The organism is Bradyrhizobium centrolobii, assembly GCF_001641635.1.
GTDB lineage: Bacteria > Pseudomonadota > Alphaproteobacteria > Rhizobiales > Xanthobacteraceae > Bradyrhizobium > Bradyrhizobium centrolobii.
Genome location: NZ_LUUB01000080.1, coordinates 150,837 through 167,204, shown reverse-complemented (window position 1 = coordinate 167,204; position 16,368 = coordinate 150,837). Strand labels below are relative to the sequence as shown.

Sequence of the window (16,368 nt, the reverse complement as noted above, 5' to 3'; positions counted from 1 at the left end):
AAGTTGTGCAATTTGCGTTGTCCGGGTCTGCGACCCTAGCATGGGCCTCGACGGCGCGGGGTGGGGGGCCTTCGGACTTCGCGAGCTTGTGAGCGGATGGGAACCGCCGCAGATCGCAGGGGAATTCCCTTCCAGCTCAGGGGTTATCGCTACCAGCGTCAAGCAGGCTCGGCTGTCCACGCTGGCCGCCCTGCCACACCAATGCGTGGGGGGAGGAAGAGCATGTGGAATCAAATCTATAACCCGCTGAACAATGCGGGGCTGTCGACCATCGCAGCGGCCGTCCCGGTCGTCTCGCTCTTGATCATGATCGCGAGCGGGCGCGTGAAGGCGCACATCGCGGCCGTGATTGCGGTGATCATCACCAACCTGATCGCGATATTCATCTTCACCATGCCGGCCGGCATGTCGATCCGCGCCTCGGTGCTCGGCATCGTCACGGGCTTCTTCCCGATCGGCTGGATCGTCCTCAACGTCATCTTCCTCTACCAGGTGACGGTGAGCACCGGGCGCTTCGAACTCCTGAAGCGCGCGATCGGTGGCGTCACCGAGGACCGGCGCCTGCAACTCCTGCTGGTCGCGTTCTCGTTCGGCGCCTTCTTCGAAGGCGCCTCGGGCTTCGGCACGCCGGTCGCGATCACTGGTGCCGTGCTGATCGGCCTCGGCTTCTCGCCGCTGGCCGCATCCGGCCTGTCGCTGATCGCAAACACCGCGCCGGTCGCCTATGGCGCGCTCGGCACGCCGATCCAGGGCCTTGCCTCCGTCACCGGGCTCGATCCCTACATCCTCGGCGCAATGGTCGGCCGGCAATTGCCGTTCTTCTCGCTGATCGTGCCGTTCTGGGTGGTGTGGGCGTTCGCGGGCTGGCGGGGCATGAAGGACGTCTGGCCGGCGGTCCTGGTCACCGGCGTGTCGTTCGCGGTCCCGCAATTCGTGATCTCCAACTACATCAATCCCTGGATCGTCGACATCGGGGCGTCGCTGATCTCGATGGGCGCGCTCATCCTGTTCCTGAAAGTGTGGCACCCGAAGCAGCTCTGGTTGTCGCCGGAGCTGCGCGGCCACGACGAGTCGCACGCGCAAATGGAAAAGGCAACGCCGCTCGACAAGACGCCGCTCACCCAGTCTGAACTGTGGAGCGCGCTGCTGCCGTGGATCATCGTCTGTATCGTGATGCTGATCTGGGGCAATGGTGCGTTCAAGACCTGGGCGAACGCGATCTTCACCTGGAACTACGCCGTTCCCGACCTGCACCAGATGATCAACAAGATGCCGCCGGTGGCCGCCAAGCCGACCCCGGAAGGCGCGGTGTTTGCGTTCACCTATCTGTCCTTCACCGGCACGGGCATGCTGATCGCGGCGATCATCTCCGGCTTCCTGATGGGGGTCGGGCCGGGACGCCTGCTCATTGAGTATGGCCGTACGCTCCGGCTCTGCGCGATCTCCCTGATCACGATCTCGGCGATGCTCGCGATCGGCACGCTCACCCGCCTCTCCGGTGTCGACGCGACGCTGGGTCTCGCCTTCGCGGCAACCGGCGTGCTCTATCCCTTCTTCGGCACGCTGCTCGGCTGGTTGGGCGTGGCACTGACCGGATCGGATACCTCATCGAACATCCTGTTCGGCAACCTGCAGAGGATCACCTCCGAGCAGATCGGCCTGTCGCCGATCCTGATGGCGGCGGCGAACTCCTCCGGCGGCGTGATGGGCAAGATGATCGACGCGCAGTCGATCGTGGTCGCTTCCACGGCCACGCGGTGGTACGGGCACGAGAGCTCGATCCTGCGCTTCGTGTTCTGGCACTCGATCGTGCTGGCCTGCTTGGTCGGCGTGCTCGTGACGCTGCAGGCCTATGTCTGGCCGTTCACGGCGCTGGTCCTGAAGTAGCCTCGCGCGTCCTGCTGCAAGGAATCCCCGCGGGAGCGATCCCGCGGGGATTTTGCGTGGATCGCCAACCTTCTCAACGCCGTCCCCGTCTTATAGAAGGTGCGGCGGTTCAAGGACGGTCGAGAGGTTTCATGGTTTTCAAGCAGATGGTGCGCGCGGCTGCCGCGGTGTTGCTGATGACGGGCGCTGCCTACGCCGAGGACGGCTTTCCCTTCGGCACCGAGATGACGCTCGAGGCCTTGCCGCAGCCGGGCTCGAAGCGCATTCCCAACATCGAGATCGGCGACAATGGCGAGGTCGTGCTGGAGCTCTGGTGCAAGGGTAGCAAGGGCCAGTTCTCGGTCGCCGGCAACACCGTGATCTTCGTGCCGGGCCAGATCCAGGACCGTTCCTGCCCTCCCGCCAAGGCACAGGCCGACGACGATCTCGTCGCGGCGCTCGCCGCCACCGAGACCTGGAAGCGCCAGGGTGACGTGCTCACGCTGATCGGCCCGAAGCCGCTGCGGTTCCGGGCGAATGGGAATTAGACTTCGCGGCAGCCGGCGCCCGCGTCTCATTCTGGACACCGCGACCAGCTCGATTGAGCAGTTGGTTGATGTCGCAGAGGCGCATGTTCGCGGAGTGACGCTGTAGTCGTGTCGCCCAGACGGTGGCCTGCTCCTCATCGAGCGCAGGGCGGCTGGCCTCGTTCTTTGGCGGTTACGGCGTCGCAATCAATCCGTTGGCGGTGGCGACGATCCAGCGACTGCCCCAGCGCACGATGGAGTCTATTCGTCCAAGTCCGGGAATAATGTCGCCGCGCGCGGCCATCCGAATTCCGTCAGGGCCTTCGAGAACAGCGGTTCCGTCCCGAACGTCGACAACCGTCCACCCGGGGATGGTTGTGGGCCTCGTTTCAGGTGCCGGCACCAATGGCTGCCTCATTGCTACCGCCGGCCCGGATGGGCTCGTATTTGCTTGCGAGGCCGTCGACGAGCGTATGCCCGACGAGGCGGAAGTCTTGGGAATGCTTCCTACAAAAGCGGGTGCGGTCGTTTGCTCGGAGGTAGATGCCGTCTTTCGAGCGCCTTCAATCTTGGCCCCGGATCTTGTTTCAGAAGCTCGCGGTGAGGGCGCTGCTTTCTGGGTAATCGGGCTGACGCCGAACATGCTTGCGAAGGCAGGCCAATTCAGACCTCCGGCCCATCCCAGCCCGAAGCTTGCCACAAGTGCGATTGTGAACAGCAGAACGGTGCGCGCTCGAACACCATACGGGTCTCGTAGCACCAGCACTTCTTCGCGATCGTCGCTTAAGAGATCCCACAGGCTGGCCGGCTGCCTCTGCAATTGGCCGCCACCCACATTCCCGGACCAGATGTTTCCAAGGGTACTCGGCTCGTGGTCTTGCATGATGCGACCCACGTTCGGCTACCCGATGATGACCGTTTAAACTGAATCGAATCTTAACAATCAGGCGAGCGACCGCGACAACGCGGCCTATTTCCACAGCGACTTGTCGGCGTCCCAGCGCTGGCCCTTCAGCTCCTTGGTGAGCGCCTCGATCGAGCCGTTGTCGTCGGGCTGGTCGCCTTCCTCGTCGGTCGCCCCTTCGTCCGAGACATTGAGCTTCGCGCCGGTGCTCTCGTCGGCCGTCGTGGTCGAGGGGCTGCCGATCCAGAGCATCAGCCTGTCGGTGCTGCCCGGCTTGTCGGCAGAGACGAGGCCCGCGACCTCGATCGTGTCGGTGAGCTCGAGCGCCGGGAAATCCTGGTTCGGCCGCTTGAAGACCAGCTTGAGCTTGCCGGTGGTGGGGCTGAAGCTCTGCGAGACCGGCTTCGCGGCGAGCGTCCTGCTCAGCACGTTCGAGACCGCGGTTGCGAGCTTGTCGCGATTGATTTTGTCGCCGTCGCGCCAGTCGGCGGCGGGGAAGCGGATCGTGCGGTCCATCTCGGTCATGCCGGCGGTCCACCCCGCAGCAGTGACGCCCGGCATCGCCTTGAGCTTTGCGAGCAGCGCGGCCGCGCGCTCCGGATCGACCGACATGTTGATGGTCTGCTCGCCGGCGCGCAGCGCGTCGCAGCCGACCGAGAGGCTTGCCAGCGTCACCTCGACGTCCTGGCCCTTCAGGCTCTTCAGGAAGTCGGTCGCCGCATCGAGCTTGATCTTGACCGCGATCGCTTCCGGCGAGACCTCGGTAAAGTCCTTCGGCTGTGGCGTGATGCCGTCGTCGGAGGTCTGGTTGTCCAGAAATTCCTTCTCGCTGAGGTCGGAATTGTCGGGGGAGGCGACCTCGGTCACGACCTGGCCGATCGAGATCTGGCCGCGAAATTCGAAGGTGTCGCCGGTCGGCTTGCGCAGCAGCTTGATGGTGACCGGCGCCTTCTCGCCGAGGCTCTGCGTCGTGCCCGTCAGCGTCTGGCCCGCGACCTGGAGATTGGCGACGAAGCGGTCCTTGCGGTCGGAATTCTTCGCCACGGGGTAGCAGATGTCGAGCACGGCGGATGTGACCGTCTTGCCCTGGCGCGTCTCCTTCAGGATCACGTCGGCATTGCCGTCCATCAGCCCGTCGATCGAGGTGAAATAGCGCGTCTCCGTGCCGCCAGGCGCCGCCGCCTTCGGCGACAGCTTCATCTGGGCCGATGCGGGATATGGCGACGCCGCAAGCAGAGCCGCCAAAAGTACGGTCGGACAAACCAGAAGCGCGCGCATCGACGAAATCCTCAAGCAAAAGAATCGGCGCCACCGTAGTGGGTTTTGGCCGTCGGTTGAATTGGAAAGCGCGGGGCATCATCGGCAAAAAAGAAGGCCGCCCGGAGGCGGCCTTCGCAGGATTGTCGGGCAAGAATGGGCTTTTAGAAGCCGCCCATGCCGCCGCCGGCCGGCATCGCCGGGGCCGCGTCCTTCTTCGGCATCTCGGCGACCATGGCCTCGGTGGTGACCAGCAGGCCGGCCACGGAGGAGGCGTCCTGGAGCGCGGTGCGCACCACCTTGGCGGGATCGATGATGCCCTTCTCGACCATGTCGACATAGTCCTCGTTCTGGGCGTCGAAGCCGAAGGTCTCGGACTTGTTCTCCAGGATCTTGCCGACGACGACGGAACCCTCGAGGCCCGCATTCTCGGAGATCTGGCGGACCGGGGCTTCCAGCGCCTTCAGCACGATGTTGATGCCGGCCTGCACGTCGGCATTGTCGTTGGAGAGACGCCCCACAGCCTTCTTGGCGCGGAGCAGCGCGACGCCGCCGCCGGGGACGATGCCTTCCTGCACCGCGGCGCGGGTGGCGTTGAGCGCGTCTTCGACGCGGTCCTTCTTCTCCTTGACCTCGATCTCGGTCGCGCCGCCGACGCGGATCACCGCGACGCCGCCGGCCAGCTTGGCGAGACGTTCCTGGAGCTTCTCACGGTCGTAGTCCGAGGTGGTCTCCTCGATCTGCGCCTTGATCTGGCCGACGCGGGCCTCGATGTCGGGCTTCTTGCCGGCGCCGTTGACGATCGTGGTGTTCTCCTTGTCGATCACGACCTTGCGGGCGCGTCCGAGCATCTTCACCGTGACGTTCTCGAGCTTGATGCCGAGCTCTTCGGAGATGAGCTGGCCGCCGGTCAGGATCGCGATGTCCTCGAGCATGGCCTTGCGGCGATCGCCGAAGCCCGGCGCCTTGACGGCCGCGACCTTGAGGCCGCCGCGCAGGCGGTTGACGACCAGCGTCGCCAGCGCCTCGCCCTCGACGTCCTCGGCGACGATGACCAGCGGCTTGCCGGACTGCACCACGGCTTCCAGCACCGGCAGCATGGCCTGAAGGCCGGAGAGCTTCTTCTCGTGCAGGAGGATGTAGGCGTCCTCGAACTCGGCGGTCATCTTCTCGGCGTTGGTGACGAAGTAGGGCGACAGATAGCCGCGGTCGAACTTCATGCCCTCGACGATGTCGACTTCGGTGTCGAGCGACTTGTTCTCCTCGACGGTGATGACGCCCTCGTTGCCGACCTTCTGCATTGCCTGCGCGATCATCTTGCCGATGGCGGAATCGCCGTTGGCCGAGATGGTGCCGACCTGGGCGACCTCGGAGGAGGAGGCGACCGGCTTGGCGCGCTTTTCAATATCCTTGACGACTGCTGCAACCGCGGTGTCGATGCCGCGCTTGAGGTCCATCGGGTTCATGCCGGCGGCAACCGCCTTGGCGCCTTCGCGCACGATGGCCTGCGCCAGCACGGTCGCGGTGGTGGTGCCGTCGCCGGCGAGGTCATTGGTCTTGGATGCGACCTCACGCACCATCTGGGCGCCCATGTTCTCGAACTTGTCCTCGAGCTCGATCTCCTTGGCGACGGTGACGCCGTCCTTGGTGATACGGGGCGCGCCGAACGACTTCTCGATGACGACGTTGCGGCCCTTCGGACCGAGCGTCACCTTGACGGCGTTGGCGAGAACGTCGACGCCGCGCAGCATGCGTTCGCGCGCGTCTCCGGAAAACTTGACGTCTTTGGCAGCCATTATCTTAACTCCTGAAAATCTTGGATCGATGGGGCGCCGCACGTTCTGCTCGTCATCGCCGGGCCTGACCCGCCTGCGCGGCCGAAGCCGCTTCGGCGTGGCGTAGGCCCGGCAATCCATCATCGTACGAAGAACGATGGATGCCCGGGTCGTCTGGCGCGAAGACGCGCTTCGCACTTCTGCCCGGGCATGACAATGAGCATTCAGCGGCTGTTCAGGCTGATGGCCTTAGGCCAGCACGCCCATGATGTCCGACTCCTTCATGATCAGGAGCTCTTCATTGTCGATCTTGACCTCGGTGCCCGACCACTTGCCGAACAGCACGCGGTCGCCGACCTTGAGGTCGATCGGGATCAGCTTGCCGGTCTCGTCGCGGCCACCGGGGCCCACGGCGACGACTTCACCCTGGGACGGCTTTTCCTTGGCAGTGTCCGGAATGATGATGCCGCCCTTGGTCTTTTCCTCGGCGTCGATACGTTTGACCACGACGCGGTCATGCAGCGGACGAAATTTGGATTTAGCCATGACGTTTCCCTTTGGAGGCTCGCTCTGTCGAAAGTAGCGGAAGTGGGTGAGGGCGGCGCTTCCGTCCACCCTCTCCGAGGATCGAACGGCGCGCTTAGCAATCGGCCTTTCCGAGTGCTAATAGTGCGCCCGGAAATATGGCTTGGCCGCGATCCTGTCAAGCAAAGGTGGTTAAGCGATTGGTGAGGCGGATATAGGATGGTGGCACTGGAAACTCGTTCGGAGTGCCGGCGTATAAAACGACGTCATTGCCCCGGCAGCGGTTTTGCGCTTGGCTGCGGGAGGGGTGTGGCCAAGGTCTTGCTCGGGGGAATGTTATGATCAGTTCGGCTCATGCGCGCACGGCTGCCAATCTGGGCGCCGTCTCATTGCTGGCGCTGCTGCTGGGCGCCTGCGGCGGCGGTACGAGCCTGCCGTCCTTCTCCTCGTCCCAGCCGCCGCCTGGGGCTGAGCCCGGTGTCGCGCCGGAAATGCCGGCGAGCATCCGCTCCGACGAGATCGTCGGCCGCTGGGGCCTCGCCTCGTTCCAGAATCCGGCCGACCGCGCCCGCACCGAGGCCGCCGCGCGGGCCCAGTGCAAGAATCCCTACGTGATCGGCGCCGGCCAGTCCGGCGGCGTCATCATGCATCTTGCCGACCAGGCGACCCCGCAGGAGCTGCGGCTGAAGGGCTCGCCCAGCGGCAAGAACTACATCGGACCGTCCGGTCCGACTCCCGGCGAGCAGGACCGCGAGATCGTCTCCTTCGACGGCCGCGTCATGATTACCCGCTTCATCGACAAGGACGCCGCCACTCGCTACGGCAACATGGTCTACGTCCGCTGCGCGCCGAGGGCGTAAGAAAACAGCGCCAAGTTCGCGATGCACCCTCTCCCCTTGTGGGAGAGGGTGGCTTCGCTGGAAGCGAAGCCGGGTGAGGGGTCTCTCTCCGCGCGTGAGCCTCTCGCTTTCGAGCTCGCGGATAGAACCCCTCATCCGGCGCCATAGCCGATGCGAAGCATCGGCGTTCTCTCAAGAACGGCGGCCGAAGGCCGCCTATGCCACCTTCTCCCACCAGGGGAGAAGGGAAGGCAGTTCGGACTAGTCCGCAAAAAACAAAACGCCGGCTCTCGCCGGCGTTTTGTTTCTCCGTATGTCCGTCCGCTCAATCGAACAGCGCGTCGATGTCGTCCTGCGAGGCGTGGCCGACGTCGCCGGCGAGCTTCGGGCCGTTCAGCAGCTTGGCGTCCTCGTCGCGGGTGTCGACGATCGGCGGCGCGTGCGCCTTGATCGCGTCGACGCCGCCCCAGATGTCCATCATCGCGTTGATGTGCTGCTCGATGAACTTCATCGTGCCCATCACCTTGCTGATGCGCTGGCCGGTCAGGTCCTGGAAGTTGCAGGCCTCGAAGATCGAGATGACGCGTTCCTGGATGTCGTCGGCGAGGCGCTTCTGCTGATCGACCGAGTCCACCTTGGACAGCGCGGATGCCGCCTGGTCGATCGACTCGGCGGCTTCGAGGATCTGCTGTGTCGCCTGCTCGGTGCCGCCGACGACCGCGCCGAGCTCGCCGTTGACCTTGGCCATCTCCTCGCCGTTGAAACTCTTGCCATGCAGCACCGCGATCTCGCGCTTGGTGCGGTTGATGGCGTCGTGAATGAGGTCGAGCTCGACCTTGAGCTTCTCGCACTGCTCGATCTGGGCGCGATAGGTCTCCAGCATCGCGCGTGCGTCGGCGACTTCCTGCGCCATGACGGCTTCGCTCGGCGGCAGCGCGGCGTGCCCCGCATGACCGTTGCGCGCCATCTGGGCGCGGATCGCGCGAAGCTCGGCCATGATCTCGTTGTGCATCGGCGCAGCCTCCTCGATCATTTCGAGACTGGGCATCTCGCCGACAATAGCCTCCTCGACGCGAAAACGTTTGCGGTGAACAGCCATTAGGATACTCCCCCCACCTCACTCACGCGTCTTTGTAGGCAGAAGCGATTTAACACGAAGTTCACGGCAGGAACTGTGATGCGGACGCGCGCGACGGCGCGCAAACCGGCGATTAACCATGCGCTTTCGCCGTTCACCGAAAATAAACGCTGATCGCCAAATTGCGCCGATGTTGCCGGCGTGGTGAATCCAAACGCCGTTTCCGTTTACCAAACCGATTGGCTTTTGATCTTTATTGACCACGTCGGGAAGCGCGGATCAGCAGGCGCTCTCCACGACGAATGTGATCTAGACGAAACAGTACAGAGTACGTCGATGTTCAAGAGAATGTCTGTCGCGCTGCTCGGCAGCGCTTGCACCTTCATGGCCGGCGCCGACCGCGCAATGGCCTTCGACAACACCGTGCCATCCGATCCGCCCGCGGTGCTCTACGCGCCGCGGGTTCCGCCGGCACCGGTGCGCCTCGCTTCCAATTCGAACATGGGCGGCGGCTTCATCGAATTCCTGTTCGGCGACGCTCCCGGTCGCGGCCAGACCTACTATCCGCAGCAACAGCAGCCGATGTATCAGCAGCAGCCGGCCTATTACGACCAGCGCCGCCTGCCGCCGATGGGCGAGCCGCAGATGCAGGGCGCTGGCGTGCAGCAGGATATGGTCGATCCGCGGCAGCGTCCGTTCGATCCGAAGTTCGAGAAACAACTCGTTGACTATACCGGCAAGGAAAGTGCCGGCACCATCGTGGTCGATACGCCGAACAAGTTCCTCTATCTGGTCGAGGGCAACGGCAAGGCGCTGCGCTACGGCATTGGTGTGGGGCGTCCCGGCTTCACCTGGTCCGGTGTGAAGTCGATCACGGCCAAGCGCGAATGGCCGGACTGGACGCCGCCGGCGGAGATGATCGCGCGCCGGCCCGACCTGCCGCGGCACATGGAGGGCGGCCCGGAAAATCCGCTCGGGGCACGCGCGATGTATCTGGGCTCCACGCTCTACCGCATCCACGGCTCCAACGAGCCCTGGACCATCGGCACCAACGTCTCTTCGGGCTGCATCCGCATGCGCAACGACGACGTCATTGACCTCTATGGCCGCGTCAATGTCGGCACCAAGGTCGTGGTGATGTGAGACGCTTTCTTACCCTCTCCCCTTGTGGGAGAGGGTGGCTTCGCTGAAAGCGAAGCCGGGTGAGGGGTCTCTCTCCGCGCATGCATCTCGTGCAATTGAATTCGTGGAAAGAGACCCCTCATCCAGCGCCATAGCCGATGCGAAGCATCGGCGCTTCTAAGAAACGGCGGCTGAACGCCGCCTTTGCCACCTTCTCCCACAAGGGGAGAAGGAAGAGTTCTGAGCAAGAGGCATAGAAAAAGGGCCGCTCATCGAACGGCCCTTTGCGTTGGAGTTTCGATCACGCGTAATCGCTGCCGCCGTCATCGTCGCCGCCGAAATCGCTGTCGTCGGCCATGTCGGTGTTGTCGTCGTGATCGTCGTCGTAGTTCTGGTCGTCGTCATTGCGATCGTTGTTCGACGCCTGGTCGGCGAAGCCCTGGCGGGAGTCGTCGCGGCGGCTCGATCCGATATCGTTGACGCCGGCGTCGCGCGCGAGCGAGCCGCCGGACTGGTCGCTGCCGCCCCACGGGCTGCCGCCACCGCGTTCCTCGATGATGGTGGTGTCGCCAAAGGCCTGCTGATGCGGTCCGCCCATCATGTTGCGGATGCTGGAGAGCAACAGCGAGCCACCGACGACGCCCGCCGCCGCTGCTGCGGCCGTGCCGAGGAAGGAGCCGCCGCCACCGCCGACCGGCGGAGCGCCATAGCCCTGACCCTGACCATAAGCCTGTCCGTAAGGCGGCTGGCCATAACCCGGCTGCGCCTGCTGCATCGCCTGGCCGCTATTCCACACCGGCCGCGATTCACGCGGCGGCACATTCGGAACCGATCCGCGCGAGGGGCTGGATCCGAACAGGCTCTCGCGCATGGAGTCCAGGAAGCCGCCGGACTGCGCCTGCTCGGGCGCGTGCGCCGCCTCCAGTTCCTGGATGCGGGCATGGGCGCGCTTCAGCGCTTCGTCCTGCAACAGCACGGTCTGCACCAGCGCATAGATCGCGCCGGGCGCCTTGCGCAGGCCATCGGAAATCGCGGCGATCGCATCGGGATCGCGCGGTGCATTCTCGAGTTTCGAAAGCCGGTCGAAAAGCTCGTCCACGAGCTGGCGTTCCTGGGGCGTCATGATCAGTCTCCCTCGCGCGAAACAAGCGCGACAAAGATGTAGGGTTCCATTGTGGCCCCAACAGTGGCGCGCGCATTAAATTTCGGTATGCGACAAGCTGCCCCCCGGCTTGCCTTCGGTTTCACCCCAATGTCACATTGGCTGACGCAAGCAGGCGCGCGAAAGCCTCGCTCGCAAGATAGGTGTGCTCGCGTTCGCGGACGTCGGTCATCGGGTCGATGCCGGTGAGAGTGTCGTCGACGAAGCCCGGATGGCACATCACGAGGCCGCCATCCGACAAGCCTTCGAGGAATTGTCGCATCAGCTTGCCGAAATCGGCGGCCCGGGTGAAGTCGTAGGCGCCGGCAAAGCCGGGATTGAAGCTGAGGCCGGCACGGCGCGCGCGCTGGCGGAATTGCGCGCTGAAGATATCGAGCACCAGCGCCTTCGGCGAGGCCAGCCGCTGCGCCAGCGGCAGGTCGCGGCCACCCTGACGCACCCAGGCTTTCGGCGCGGCTTCGCTGACTGCATCGACGAAGCCGTCGCGCACCTGTGGAAAGAGCTGCACATGCTGATGGCCGTCGACGAAATCCGGTGCGCGCCCGAAGGCCTCCGCGAACGCCGCCAGTTGCGCCTTCACCTCGGCGCGAAAGAATTCGCGGTCGAGCCGCCGCGCAAGACCGGCGCGCAGCAGTTTTGGAAATGGCATGAACATGTCGCCATCAAGCGGGCGGAAATGCATGGTGAGCGGCCGGAACGGCGCCGACAGCGTCACATGCAACCCGATCGCGCAGCGCGTGCTCGCCTTCGCCGCAGCATTCAGCGCGTCGATCTCGCCGTAATCGACCGCAGGGCCCACCATCATCACCGACGTGGCATTGAGGCGGCCGCGTTCGATCAGGTCGCGGATGGCGCGGTTGACACCCGGGCTGATGCCGTAGTCGTCGGCGCAGAGCCAGATACGCCGCGGCGTCGCGGCCTCGCTCATTCGGCCGCTGTCCTCTTCGAGGCGTCGTCGGCCTTATCGGTCTCGAAATGCTTTTCACTGTGCTCGGCGACGAAGTAGATCGGGCGCGCCTTCAGCTCGGAGAGGATTTTGCCGATATATTCGCCGACGATGCCGATCATGATGAGCTGCACGCCGCCGATCGTCATCAGGCCGACCACCAGCGAGGGATAGCCGGGGACCTGCTTGCCGGTGGTCCAGACTTCCCAGAGGATCGAGAGGCCGAACAGGAAGGCGCCGCCTGCCAGGATCACGCCGAGCAGGCTTGCAAAGCGCAGCGGCGCCACCGAGAACGAGGTCAGGCCCTCGATCGAGAGGCCGAGCAGGCGCGCGGCGTTGAAGGTGGTCACGCCATGGGCGCGCGGCGCGGGTTCGTAGTCGACCCGGATCTGGCGGAACCCGATCCAGCTTGCCAGCCCCTTGAAGAAGCGGTTGCGCTCGGGGAGCTGCCTGAGCGCTGCGACCGCGCGTGGCGACAGCAGGCGGAAGTCGCCGGCGTCCTCCGGAATCTTCTGGCGCGCGCCCCAGTTGATCAGCGCGTAGAAGCCGTGCACGGCGAGCCGCCGCAGGAAGGTCTCGTTGTCGCGATGCGCCTTGGCGGTATAGACGACGTCATAGCCGTCTTCGATCCAGTGCCGCACGAGCTGTTCGACCAGCGCGGGCGGATGCTGGCCGTCGCCGTCCATGAACATCACGGCGCCGCGGCGGGCATGATCGAGGCCGGCCATCAGCGCCGCCTCCTTGCCGAAATTGCGCGACAGCGAGACCACCTGCACGTCGACCGCGTCGGCCGGCAGCGCGCGGGCGATCGACAGCGTCGCATCCGCGCTGCCGTCGTCGACATAGACGACCTCGCAAGAGAGGCGATAACGCTGCCGCAGGATCTTTGCGAGCTCGCAGATGCGCTGGTGCAGGGACGAAAGTCCCGCCGCCTCGTTGTAGACGGGGACGACAATGGACAGCCCCTTCGCCGCGGCGCTGGCTGCGGTGGTGGTCAGGGCGGAAACGTCAGAGCCCAGCGTCATCGATCAAGGTTCCAAAGGGCGTTCAATTGTTCCGAACAGCATATGGTAGCTGCCACTTGCTGTCGCTACGCTGAACAAACCTGGGGCTCACCGCTGTAGAAAGGCTTCGAGCTTGGCAAACAGCGGGTTCTCCCGGTCGAACACGTAGTCGAGTGAACCGACCGACACCGTCTCGGCGCCATGCTCGCGCAGGAAGCTTGCAAGCGCATAGAGTTGCCCCGGTGGGCAGTGCAGCGTGAGCATGCCCGAGGAGGTTGGCCCGCCGAACGGGGTCTCGACGCCGAAGCGCCGGTGGGCTTCGCCGAGCAGGGCGGCGTCGCATTGCCGGAAGCGAGTCCGGACCTCACGGTACTTGTTGGCCCGCGCCCGCGCCGCGATGTGATCCAGGATGACGCGCGCGGTCTCCCGCGCCTGCGGCGACCAATCGGCCTCTCTGGAGGCGACCAGATTGGCCTGGCTGCGCAGGATCACGCCGTCGTCGAGCACCCTCAATCCGTTGGCGGCGAGAGTCGCGCCGGTTGTTGTGATGTCGACGATCAGCTCGGCAGCGCCGGCTGCGGGTGCGCCTTCGGTCGCGCCGGCGCTTTCGACGATGCGGTAGTCGACGATGCCGTGGCTCGAGAAGAACGCGCGGGTGAGGTTGATGAACTTGGTCGCGACCCGCATCCTCATGTGATGCTGCTCGCGGAAACCGGTCGTGACGTCGTCGAGGTCGGCCATGGTGCGGACATCGATCCACGCCTGCGGCACGGCGACGACGACGTCGGCGTAGCCGAAGCCCAATCCCTCGATCAGCGACACGCGCTTGTCGGCGTCCGCAATGGTCTCGCGCACCAGATCTTCCCCGGTGACGCCGAGATGCGCGAAGCCGCGGGCCAGTTGCGAGGCGATCTCGCTCGCCGAGAGGTAGGCGACCTCGACATTATCGAGGCCTGCGATCGTGCCGCGATAGTCGCGTGCGCCGCCGGCCTTCGACAGCTTGAGCCCTGCGCGGGCGAAAAAAGCCTCGGCGTTTTCCTGAAGGCGGCCCTTGGAGGGAACGGCCAGGACGAATGGCGCGCTCATGACTTAAGCTCCCAGCTTGCGGCCGATCCGGGTCAGCGCATCCACCCAGACCGAGAAGCCGACGGCGGGGATCGGCTCGGCCGATCCGAGCTGGGTCATCAGCCCGTCGTAGCGGCCGCCGGCGACCAGCGGTTCGGCGCCGTTGCCCCTGTGATGCAGTTCGAATTCGAAGCCGGTGTAGTAGTCGAGCCCGCGCCCGAACGCGGTCGAAAAACGCGTCTGTTTCACGTCGACGCCGCGCGCCGCCATGAAGCCGATCCGGCTTTCGAACTGGTCGATCGCGGCGGTGATGTCGAGCTTCGCCTCGGCCCTGAGCGCGCGGAGCTCGGCGATGGCGTCGTCGGGATTGCCCGATATCGCCAGGAAGCGCTTCAGCGCGGCGAGCGCCTCGCGCGGCAGCGCGCCGCCCTTCAGGGTCGATTGCTCGAGGAAGCGGTCGGCGATCTCCGCCGTAGTGCGGCCGCCGACATGGGTGGTGCCGGCGATCGACATCAGGTCGGTGACGAAGGCGAGCGCCGCCTTGCGGTCGGAGCCGGCGAGCGCGGCCAGCACGCCCCCATACTCGCTGCGGGTGGCGGTCGTGGCGAGGGCCAGCCGCTCCAGATCCTGCTCCAGGCTGATCTTGCGGTTGAAATCCTTGATCAGGCGGCGGCGCCAGACCGGATAGAGGTTGAGCGCATCGAGCAGCGCATTGAACAGCGCCACGTCGCCGGTGCGAATCTCAACGTCGCGCACGCCGAAGGCCGCGGTCGCCTCGAGCGCCAGCGCCAGCATCTCGGCATCGGCCGCGGCGCGATCCTGACGGCCGAACGACTCGATGCCGGCTTGAAGGAATTCGCTGGCCTGTCCACTGCGGTAACGAAATACCGGGCCAAGGTAGCTGAAGCCGGCTGCCTGCCCGGCGCGGCCGGAGGCGAGGTAGTCGCGCGCCACCGGGATGGTCAGGTCCGGGCGTAGGCAGAGCTCCTCGCCGGTCGGATCCGTCGTCAGGTAGAGGCTCTTGCGGATGTCCTCGCCGGAGAGGTCCAGGAACGGCTCGGCCGGTTGCAGGATCGCCGGCTCGGCCCTGAGATAGCCCGCCTGCGCGAACGACAGGAGCAACGTATCCGCCCAAGCGGCGGAGCCGGCAGCGTTCGGGGTGGCAGTCGCGGTCATCTCAAGGTCCGATCGTCCGGTGGAACCGGGCAGGGAAGGGGTGTTGGCGCAGCCCCTTAGCATGGCCGGCACGCGGTTTCGACCTCCAAAGGATCAATCGCTTAACGGTCAGCCAATGCGGTGCGCCTGGCGGGCAACGGGATTGGGCTCGATTGCTGCCACGAGCGAGGTGCGCTCCCTCTCCCGCTTGCGGGGGAGGGGTGGGGTGGGGTGTCGCCGCAATCGATACTCCCGATGTGGAGGGAGCCCCCACCCGGCGCTTCGCTCCGACCTCCCCCGCAAGCGGGAGAGGTCGACCGAGCCTGCGGCCCAATCGATGCGACCGAGAGGTATTGGCTCTAGGCGGTCTTACCGCCCCAATCGCCCAGCATCGCCTGGACCAGTGCCAGCGCCGCGACAGCCGCCGTGTCGGCCCGCAGGATCCGGGGCCCCAGCGCCAGCCGCAGGATTTTGGGCTGTCGCGAGAGCAGCGCGCGCTCCTCCTCGGCGAAGCCCCCTTCGGGGCCGATCAGGACGTCGATGCCGTGCCCCGCCTCGCGCGCCTCTTGCAGGCCGCGAATCGGGTTCTCGACCTCGGCCGCCTCGTCGCAGAACACCAGCAGGCGGTCGGATGCGCGCTGGTTGAGGAAGCGCTCCAGCGGCACCGGCTCGGCCACCGCGGCAAGGCTCAGGATGCCGCATTGCTCGGCCGCCTCGATCACATTGGCACGCATCCGCTCGCTGTTGACGCGGGAGGGCTGTGTGAACCGGGTCAGCACCGGCTGCAGGCTGGCGGCGCCCATCTCCACGGCCTTCTGGACCATGTAATCGAGCCGGGCGTGCTTCAGCGGCGCAAAGACGTAGGCGAGGTCGGGCAGCCTGTCCTGGGGGCGGGTCTGCTGGAGGATCACGAGGCTGTCAGGGCGCTTGCGGCCCTCGATCGCGGCCTGCCACTCGCCATCGCGGCCGTTGAAGGCCAGGATCGGGGCGCCGGCGCCAAGCCTCAGCACATTGCCGAGATAGTTGCTCTGGTCGTGGTCGAGCGGGACGGTCGCGTCCTGGGCGAGATCGGCGTCGACATAGAGGCGGGGGGCGCGAAAATCGTGGGAGGGCATTGCTCAAGGGTCCGATTTGCCGCCGTTA

Annotated in this window: 14 protein-coding genes; 4 read left to right on the top strand and 10 right to left on the bottom strand. The window is 65.4% G+C overall.

The window, feature by feature from the left end:
* The first annotated feature begins 222 nt into the window (after positions 1 to 222).
* Together AYJ54_RS29595 and AYJ54_RS29590 are read left to right on the top strand one after the other, a co-directional pair.
* Complete coding sequence (locus AYJ54_RS29595; protein WP_063704575.1) at positions 223 to 1,887, top strand: L-lactate permease; 1,665 nt, start codon at positions 223 to 225, stop codon at positions 1,885 to 1,887.
* Between the two features lie 131 nt (positions 1,888 to 2,018).
* Positions 2,019 to 2,414: an META domain-containing protein gene (locus AYJ54_RS29590; RefSeq protein ID WP_063704573.1), complete on the top strand. Its 396-nt coding sequence runs from the start codon at positions 2,019 to 2,021 to the stop codon at positions 2,412 to 2,414.
* Between the two features lie 949 nt (positions 2,415 to 3,363).
* Here the strand turns inward: AYJ54_RS29590 and AYJ54_RS29585 are convergent.
* The 3 genes from AYJ54_RS29585 to AYJ54_RS29575 all read right to left on the bottom strand — a co-directional run bounded on the left by AYJ54_RS29585 (position 3,364) and on the right by AYJ54_RS29575 (position 6,875).
* A complete protein-coding gene (locus tag AYJ54_RS29585; protein WP_063704571.1) occupies positions 3,364 to 4,575 on the bottom strand; it encodes a hypothetical protein in 1,212 nt (403 codons plus the stop codon).
* A 143-nt stretch (positions 4,576 to 4,718) separates the two neighbouring features.
* The gene (gene groL, locus AYJ54_RS29580; protein WP_063704569.1) at positions 4,719 to 6,350 is read right to left on the bottom strand and encodes a chaperonin GroEL; all 1,632 of its coding nucleotides are present in this window, start codon (positions 6,348 to 6,350) and stop codon (positions 4,719 to 4,721) included.
* 228 nt (positions 6,351 to 6,578) lie between these two features.
* Positions 6,579 to 6,875 carry a co-chaperone GroES gene (locus AYJ54_RS29575; RefSeq protein ID WP_025033779.1) on the bottom strand — a complete coding sequence of 99 codons (297 nt, stop codon included), beginning with the start codon at positions 6,873 to 6,875 and terminating at the stop codon, positions 6,579 to 6,581.
* Positions 6,876 to 7,192: 317 nt separating this feature from the next.
* Between AYJ54_RS29575 and AYJ54_RS29570 the strand changes: the two genes are divergently transcribed.
* Positions 7,193 to 7,714 (top strand): hypothetical protein, encoded by a 522-nt coding sequence (locus AYJ54_RS29570; RefSeq protein ID WP_063704568.1) that lies wholly within the window; start codon positions 7,193 to 7,195, stop codon positions 7,712 to 7,714.
* 304 nt (positions 7,715 to 8,018) lie between these two features.
* Here the strand turns inward: AYJ54_RS29570 and AYJ54_RS29565 are convergent, their stop codons facing one another.
* On the bottom strand, positions 8,019 to 8,792 hold the full coding sequence (locus AYJ54_RS29565) for a protein phosphatase CheZ (protein WP_063704566.1): 774 nt from the start codon (positions 8,790 to 8,792) through the stop codon (positions 8,019 to 8,021).
* Between the two features lie 315 nt (positions 8,793 to 9,107).
* Between AYJ54_RS29565 and AYJ54_RS29560 the strand changes: the two genes are divergently transcribed.
* A complete protein-coding gene (locus AYJ54_RS29560) occupies positions 9,108 to 9,914 on the top strand; it encodes a L,D-transpeptidase (RefSeq protein WP_063704564.1) in 807 nt (268 codons plus the stop codon).
* Positions 9,915 to 10,194: 280 nt separating this feature from the next.
* On the opposite strand, the gene AYJ54_RS29555 is transcribed toward AYJ54_RS29560, so the two are convergent.
* From AYJ54_RS29555 to AYJ54_RS29530, 6 genes are all read right to left on the bottom strand, one after another.
* Positions 10,195 to 11,016 carry a DUF2076 domain-containing protein gene (locus AYJ54_RS29555; RefSeq protein ID WP_063704561.1) on the bottom strand — a complete coding sequence of 274 codons (822 nt, stop codon included), beginning with the start codon at positions 11,014 to 11,016 and terminating at the stop codon, positions 10,195 to 10,197.
* A 121-nt stretch (positions 11,017 to 11,137) separates the two neighbouring features.
* A complete protein-coding gene (locus AYJ54_RS29550; RefSeq protein ID WP_063704559.1) occupies positions 11,138 to 11,983 on the bottom strand; it encodes a ChbG/HpnK family deacetylase in 846 nt (281 codons plus the stop codon).
* On the bottom strand, positions 11,980 to 13,026 hold the full coding sequence (locus tag AYJ54_RS29545) for a glycosyltransferase family 2 protein (RefSeq protein ID WP_063704557.1): 1,047 nt from the start codon (positions 13,024 to 13,026) through the stop codon (positions 11,980 to 11,982). Before AYJ54_RS29545 ends, AYJ54_RS29550 begins: the two co-directional genes overlap by 4 nt.
* A gap of 87 nt (positions 13,027 to 13,113) precedes the next feature.
* Positions 13,114 to 14,091 (bottom strand): ATP phosphoribosyltransferase, encoded by a 978-nt coding sequence (gene hisG, locus AYJ54_RS29540; protein ID WP_063704555.1) that lies wholly within the window; start codon positions 14,089 to 14,091, stop codon positions 13,114 to 13,116.
* Between the two features lie 3 nt (positions 14,092 to 14,094).
* A complete protein-coding gene (locus tag AYJ54_RS29535) occupies positions 14,095 to 15,246 on the bottom strand; it encodes an ATP phosphoribosyltransferase regulatory subunit (RefSeq protein WP_063704553.1) in 1,152 nt (383 codons plus the stop codon).
* A 338-nt stretch (positions 15,247 to 15,584) separates the two neighbouring features.
* Positions 15,585 to 16,340: a 16S rRNA (uracil(1498)-N(3))-methyltransferase gene (locus tag AYJ54_RS29530; RefSeq protein ID WP_063704551.1), complete on the bottom strand. Its 756-nt coding sequence runs from the start codon at positions 16,338 to 16,340 to the stop codon at positions 15,585 to 15,587.
* Positions 16,341 to 16,368 lie beyond the last annotated feature (28 nt).

What these genes read in the sequence shown, in the direction of transcription:
- AYJ54_RS29530 (WP_063704551.1), bottom strand. Translation starts at nt 16,340, where the DNA reads ATGCCCTCCCACGATTTTCGCGCCCCCCGCCTCTATGTCGACGCCGAT.
- AYJ54_RS29555 (WP_063704561.1), bottom strand. Translation starts at nt 11,016, where the DNA reads ATGACGCCCCAGGAACGCCAGCTCGTGGACGAGCTTTTCGACCGGCTT.
- AYJ54_RS29590 (WP_063704573.1), top strand. Translation starts at nt 2,019, where the DNA reads ATGGTTTTCAAGCAGATGGTGCGCGCGGCTGCCGCGGTGTTGCTGATG.
- AYJ54_RS29575 (WP_025033779.1), bottom strand. Translation starts at nt 6,875, where the DNA reads ATGGCTAAATCCAAATTTCGTCCGCTGCATGACCGCGTCGTGGTCAAA.
- AYJ54_RS29560 (WP_063704564.1), top strand. Translation starts at nt 9,108, where the DNA reads ATGTTCAAGAGAATGTCTGTCGCGCTGCTCGGCAGCGCTTGCACCTTC.
- groL (WP_063704569.1), bottom strand. Translation starts at nt 6,350, where the DNA reads ATGGCTGCCAAAGACGTCAAGTTTTCCGGAGACGCGCGCGAACGCATG.
- AYJ54_RS29570 (WP_063704568.1), top strand. Translation starts at nt 7,193, where the DNA reads ATGATCAGTTCGGCTCATGCGCGCACGGCTGCCAATCTGGGCGCCGTC.
- AYJ54_RS29595 (WP_063704575.1), top strand. Translation starts at nt 223, where the DNA reads ATGTGGAATCAAATCTATAACCCGCTGAACAATGCGGGGCTGTCGACC.
- AYJ54_RS29565 (WP_063704566.1), bottom strand. Translation starts at nt 8,792, where the DNA reads ATGGCTGTTCACCGCAAACGTTTTCGCGTCGAGGAGGCTATTGTCGGC.
- AYJ54_RS29545 (WP_063704557.1), bottom strand. Translation starts at nt 13,026, where the DNA reads ATGACGCTGGGCTCTGACGTTTCCGCCCTGACCACCACCGCAGCCAGC.
- AYJ54_RS29535 (WP_063704553.1), bottom strand. Translation starts at nt 15,246, where the DNA reads ATGACCGCGACTGCCACCCCGAACGCTGCCGGCTCCGCCGCTTGGGCG.
- AYJ54_RS29585 (WP_063704571.1), bottom strand. Translation starts at nt 4,575, where the DNA reads ATGCGCGCGCTTCTGGTTTGTCCGACCGTACTTTTGGCGGCTCTGCTT.
- AYJ54_RS29550 (WP_063704559.1), bottom strand. Translation starts at nt 11,983, where the DNA reads ATGAGCGAGGCCGCGACGCCGCGGCGTATCTGGCTCTGCGCCGACGAC.
- hisG (WP_063704555.1), bottom strand. Translation starts at nt 14,091, where the DNA reads ATGAGCGCGCCATTCGTCCTGGCCGTTCCCTCCAAGGGCCGCCTTCAG.